The 4,953-nt window shown below is 45.7% G+C and carries 5 protein-coding genes; 1 reads left to right on the forward strand and 4 read right to left on the reverse strand.

The window, feature by feature from the left end:
• Window positions 1–180 precede the first annotated feature (180 nt).
• Window positions 181–615, forward strand: coding sequence for an FKBP-type peptidyl-prolyl cis-trans isomerase (locus tag ACXLDX_RS05735; RefSeq protein WP_457576239.1), 435 nt, complete (start codon window positions 181–183; stop codon window positions 613–615).
• Between the two features lie 209 nt (window positions 616–824).
• On the opposite strand, the gene ACXLDX_RS05740 is transcribed toward ACXLDX_RS05735, so the two are convergent.
• From ACXLDX_RS05740 to ACXLDX_RS05755, 4 genes are all read right to left on the reverse strand, one after another.
• Entirely contained in the window at window positions 825–1,916 is a 1,092-nt protein-coding gene (locus tag ACXLDX_RS05740) for a glycosyltransferase family 4 protein (protein WP_457576240.1), read from the reverse strand.
• A 117-nt stretch (window positions 1,917–2,033) separates the two neighbouring features.
• Window positions 2,034–2,633, reverse strand: coding sequence for a hypothetical protein (locus ACXLDX_RS05745; RefSeq protein WP_457576241.1), 600 nt, complete (start codon window positions 2,631–2,633; stop codon window positions 2,034–2,036).
• A gap of 33 nt (window positions 2,634–2,666) precedes the next feature.
• Window positions 2,667–3,797 (reverse strand): glycosyltransferase family protein, encoded by a 1,131-nt coding sequence (locus tag ACXLDX_RS05750; protein ID WP_457576242.1) that lies wholly within the window; start codon window positions 3,795–3,797, stop codon window positions 2,667–2,669.
• A 180-nt stretch (window positions 3,798–3,977) separates the two neighbouring features.
• Window positions 3,978–4,814, reverse strand: a complete 837-nt coding sequence (locus ACXLDX_RS05755; RefSeq protein ID WP_457576243.1) for a DMT family transporter — start codon at window positions 4,812–4,814, stop codon at window positions 3,978–3,980.
• Window positions 4,815–4,953: the final 139 nt, after the last annotated feature.

Raw genomic sequence — 4,953 nt, forward strand, 5'->3', positions numbered from 1 at the left:
CTACTGTAGAATCTCAAGTTACCTACAAACAATGGCATGCCAAGGTGTCAATCCGCTTGTGGCAATCCAGATTGCTTTGAATGGGACATTTGCAAACGATGATTACAACAGGGGTGAGTAGTTACTATTGAAGATTAAAAGAACAGTGAGTGAAGACAGTACTGTTCGGAGGAGCGGGAAATGACAGAGGTAAAAAAAGGTGATAATGTCAAGGTTCACTACAAGGGGACGCTTGCTGACGGTACTGTTTTCGACAGTTCTGAAGGCAGAGAACCTCTGGAGTTTGTTGTGGGCAGTGGCCAGGTTATCCAGGGGTTTGATGAGGCCCTGGTTGGTATGAGCACAGGAGAGTCCAAGGTTGTTGAAATCCCGGTTGATAAAGCTTACGGTCAACGCAGGGATGAGATGGTGATGGTTGTTCCCATGGACCAGGTTCCTCCTGATCTGAATCCGGAAGTGGGGATGCGTCTGGAGATGGGGGGCACAAACGGAGAGATAGTCCGTGTTGTTGTAACGGAAATCAACGAAGAGAATATTACCCTTGATGCCAATCCTCCCCTTGCCGGTCAGGACCTGACTTTTGCCATCGAACTGGTGGAGTCCTCTACTCCTTGATGATCTGTAGAGCCGTAATTGGTCGCATGGGTAGTAACTCTATGATTTTATAACCTTTGAACTGTAATTGCTCACAGGTGCCGCAGATTTTTGCAGGCTCTTTTGTTCGCTAAGCTTACTTATGCGGACAAAAGAGACCGTGAAAAGCCGGGGTGAGCAATTATGTTGAGCCGGATTTTCTTTTCCCGCAGGGGGAGGAAAATCCTGGTTCAATGGAAGAGTGTCCCGTAAGCTTCGTGGGTCTGCCGGGCGATTTTTGACCAGTCAAACGAAGTTACCACCCGTTTTCTTGATTGTTCCCCAAATTTTTTCAGATCTTCCCTGAGGAGCTGGTGGATTTTTTCTGCCAGATCCTGCGGATCGGCCGGATTACAGAGAAAGCCGTTTTTACCATTTTCAATCAGTTCCGGTATACCGCCCACGTCTGTACCAATGAGGGGCAGGCCGGAAGCCATGGCCTCAAGCCCGCTGATTGAGGTGGCTTCCATTAGTGACGGCAGGATGGAGAAATCGGCGGCACTGTAGAAATCAACTATTTCCGCATGACTTTTGTTGCCGGTGAAGATTGTTCTGTTATCGCAATGTTTTCTGAATTCATCCTCCACGATCTCCCGTTCAGGACCTGCGCCAATCACAAGAAAGCGGACAGCATTGTTAAGAAATGCCGATGCCCTGGCAAGATGGAGAACTCCATTTTTCTCAACCAGCCGCCTGGTGACAATGGCCACTGTTTCCTCTTCATCAATACCCAGTTCTTTACGGATACGCCTTCTTTTCTCTTTATGGAAATGGAATTTACTTCCGTCGACACCATTGGGAATAAAGATTTTTTCCGCCTGGATGGTAAAAGGAATTTCCAGGAGTTCCCGGCTCGGGGCAAGGAAAAGATCCACTTTTCTGAAATGTCTTTTCAGCATGGTCATTCTGCGCAAACCGCCTTTTTTTATCCGTTTCAGGTATCCGGAAGTGTGATTGGTATAGACCAGGGGGATATGATGTATATTATACCATTCCAGGGGAAGCATGCCGTGGATATGGATGATATCCGGTCTGATTCTGTTAAGCAGTTTCCGTGTGAATGTTCTGATCTGCAGTCCGTAGACAAGTGCTGCAAAGGAAAGAGGAACACGAAAAATATCTATATCACCATCTTTTGAGTGTTCCTGGTCAATTTTTCTTTTTCGGGTGATGACACTGACTCTGTTACCCTGGAGGGCGAGAGCCCTGGACAGTTCCTGAACATGGGCGGAAATACCCCCGGGAGTTGGCGGGTAATCCATGGATATCATAAGAATATTCATTTTTCTGCTTTTTGGGGTAAACCGGTATGGCCGGATTCTATGGTTCTGTCATAAAAAAGCAATGAAAACTTCGGCTGCGGTTGTACACCTTTCAGCCACGGATTTTCAGATAAACAGTCAGCGAAGAAATTTTGCCGCACTGATATGACCGGGGTTCTTGTCCGAGACAATTTCTGTCACAAAGTCGAGCCTATGAAACTCTTCAACTGTCCAGAAAGAAATATGTTCTTCAAAGGGGTTTCCGTAGGCCATACCCTGTTCTTCATGGCCGTTAGGGCAGCCGAGAAGAAGAAGAGTGTCAGTTGCGGCGGTAAGATCCGGAAGGATTGAAAGATAGTCTTCCCTGGATAGATGTTCCGGGCCATGCCAGTGAAAAACCACATCAAATTTTTGTCTGAAAAGCGCTGTTACATCCCTGATATCGCCCTCGACAATCCGGTGATGGTCTTCAGGAGGTGCATGGCGGAGAAAATTTTCCACGTTGGCCGGAAAGAGTTCAAGGATATGCCAGTCGATTGAATTGGCTCTGCAGATATCAATCCACCAGCGGTTCCTTCTGTCCTGGTAATCATGGAAACCGATATTGAGAAAAGAACGGACAGGACATATTTTATCAGCCTTCAGCAGAAAGTTTACAGCACTCAGTTCTCTCAGGGTATAGCCTCTGCCTGTTTTTTTTACTTTGTGCCAGTCCAGAAGTCTTAAGGGAATTTTCACGGTATTATCAATTACCCCTTCGGGGGGATCTGTTCACGGATTCAGGGATGTATAAAACTCGTTTTGCCATTCATAATCGCTGGATAACGGTTGGTCAAATAATCTTTCTATCATATAGGCTGTTACCCTGGTGTTGTTGAAAGATCTGTGTGCTCTGCGCCAGCCCATTTCTGCCCTTTTCTCAGCTTTGTCCGGATGAGTGTGATAAAAATTAATACGGGCAAACAGTTCCTCAGAAGTAGAAAAATAAACAAGTTCATTTTCCCTGTAGAGAAGTTCCATTGCCGGAATCCTCGGACAGAAGGTGAGAAGGCCATTGCCTGTCAATTGAGCGATCCGGTCGGAGGAGTACAGACGGACATCATTTCTTCTGCTTATGTTCAGGGCCATTCTGGAGCGCGAAAGCAGGGAGAGGTAATCAGAGCCGGTAACAGGTTTGTTCCCCAGGCAGCCGAAAAATGCAGAACGCATTGCCTTTCCGGTTTCAAACTGGAGCTCTTTCATAAAAGTCCGCCGCTCCGGGTCGTTGGAGTCGCGGCCGCAGAAGATAAAATCGTAGTCGAAGGCGGTGTTGCGAAAAGCGGTGAATGACTCAACAGCCGGATCAACCATGTTTGGAATAAAGGCGGCCTCTGTCATGCCACGGGAATACTCCCGCAGGTATCTGCCTGACGTTGTGGCAAAGACCATATCGATAAATTGCAGCCGTTTAAAAAGATGTTCTGTTTTGTTACGATGAAAAAGTGCATCCACATACCATAGGCCGATTTTTATGGCGGGATATTGGTTTTTTATAGTTTCCAGAGTTTCAGCAGTAATGAGTTCGGAATGCCCCAGTAGCAGGAGATGTGGCTGTATCCGGTTGCATGCTTCAAGCAGTTTTTGATTAACAGATCCGGTGCCGAATTTTGTCGTCCTGAAAAATGATTCGTTTCTGCAGACATCTCTGTAGCTGAAATCATAGACAAAGTGGCCGTTTCTGGTGAGACCGGCGGAAATTTTCCGGTCGGTTGAATAGAGGTCTGTGCCATATTTATATGTGTTGAAATTAGCCACATGCAGTATGCGCATGGAAACTCCTCGAGTCTGGTCTGTGGATGCTCTGGATAAAAGCATGGTCTGATCAAATGGTTCGGCCATAAAGACTGATGAAAATCTGACCATGGTAAAATTTCTGATTCAGCAGGGCAGGAAAATGAAAAAGTTTATATTGGCTTGAAAAGTGAATAACTGATTTCATCAGACACATTATAACATATTGAAACAACATATTAATCTATTTTTTATTTTCTGAAGCGCCTGGTTCATGTATGGGGCTTTCGTATATTCCGGCAACAGGAAGAATCATGTGGACATTGTGCAGGTTTTGACAATACTGGTCAGGAGTATGAGCAGGCAGCCACAGATCTGCAGGAGAGATAAGGTCTCTCCGAAAAAGAACCATCCATAGCTCACCACACTGATGGGTTCAAGATACGCAAGGGTTGAGAAGGTCGTCGCCTTCAGTTGTCTCAGGGCAATGACAGCCGCAAGAATTCCGAGAAAACCAGGAAAAAAAACTGCTCCGACAAGCCAGGACCATTGCTGAAGAGAAATTGTCGGTATGGAAAAAAGAAGAAATGGCAAAAGGCATCCTGCTCCTGCCGACATCTGGTAGAATGAACTGATAAAGACGTCTGTTTTTCTGTCTATTGTTCGGTTGATGATGATAAATGCGGCATAGCAGAACATGGAAATCAGGCCTGAGAACAGTCCGGCAAGATGATCTGATCCGGCAGAAAAATCTATCCTGAATTCCATCATCATTGCAAAGCCGAAAAGAGAAAGCAGAATAAGGCTGATTGAGATACTGTTCAGGCGTTCCTTCAGGAAAGAGTGCGCAAATACAGAGGCAGCCAGAGGAGCAAGGTAAAGCAGCATAACGGCATTTGCCAGGGTGGTCAGGTTCATGGCCCTGGTGTAAAAAATAATAAGTCCTGCCAGCATGAGTCCACTGAAAACAATATTCCATTCCGGTTTCTGCTGTATTTTTCTTAATCTGCCGGTAATACAGATAAAGAGAAAAAGAAAAGCCGCTCCCAGAAAAAGCCTGAAAAATGACACGACTTCCGCACCTTGTCCCGATTTTCGGGAAAAGATACCCATGGTACCCATGAAGAGAGCGGCCAGGATAGCCCGCATATTTCACAAGACTAATGCAAAAAGGCCGCAAATGTGTTAATAAGATATGTAAATTCAACACATTAACCAATAACACATGAGCGACCTTATGAAAACAGAGTGTAATAAGAAACGATATACATTTCAAGCCCTCGGACGT

Source organism: Desulfomarina sp., from assembly GCF_054039375.1.

Coding starts and splice junctions, on each gene's coding strand:
- ACXLDX_RS05750 (WP_457576242.1), bottom strand. CDS start 3,797: ATGGTCAGATTTTCATCAGTCTTTATGGCCGAACCATTTGATCAGACC.
- ACXLDX_RS05755 (WP_457576243.1), bottom strand. CDS start 4,814: ATGCGGGCTATCCTGGCCGCTCTCTTCATGGGTACCATGGGTATCTTT.
- ACXLDX_RS05740 (WP_457576240.1), bottom strand. CDS start 1,916: ATGAATATTCTTATGATATCCATGGATTACCCGCCAACTCCCGGGGGT.
- ACXLDX_RS05735 (WP_457576239.1), top strand. CDS start 181: ATGACAGAGGTAAAAAAAGGTGATAATGTCAAGGTTCACTACAAGGGG.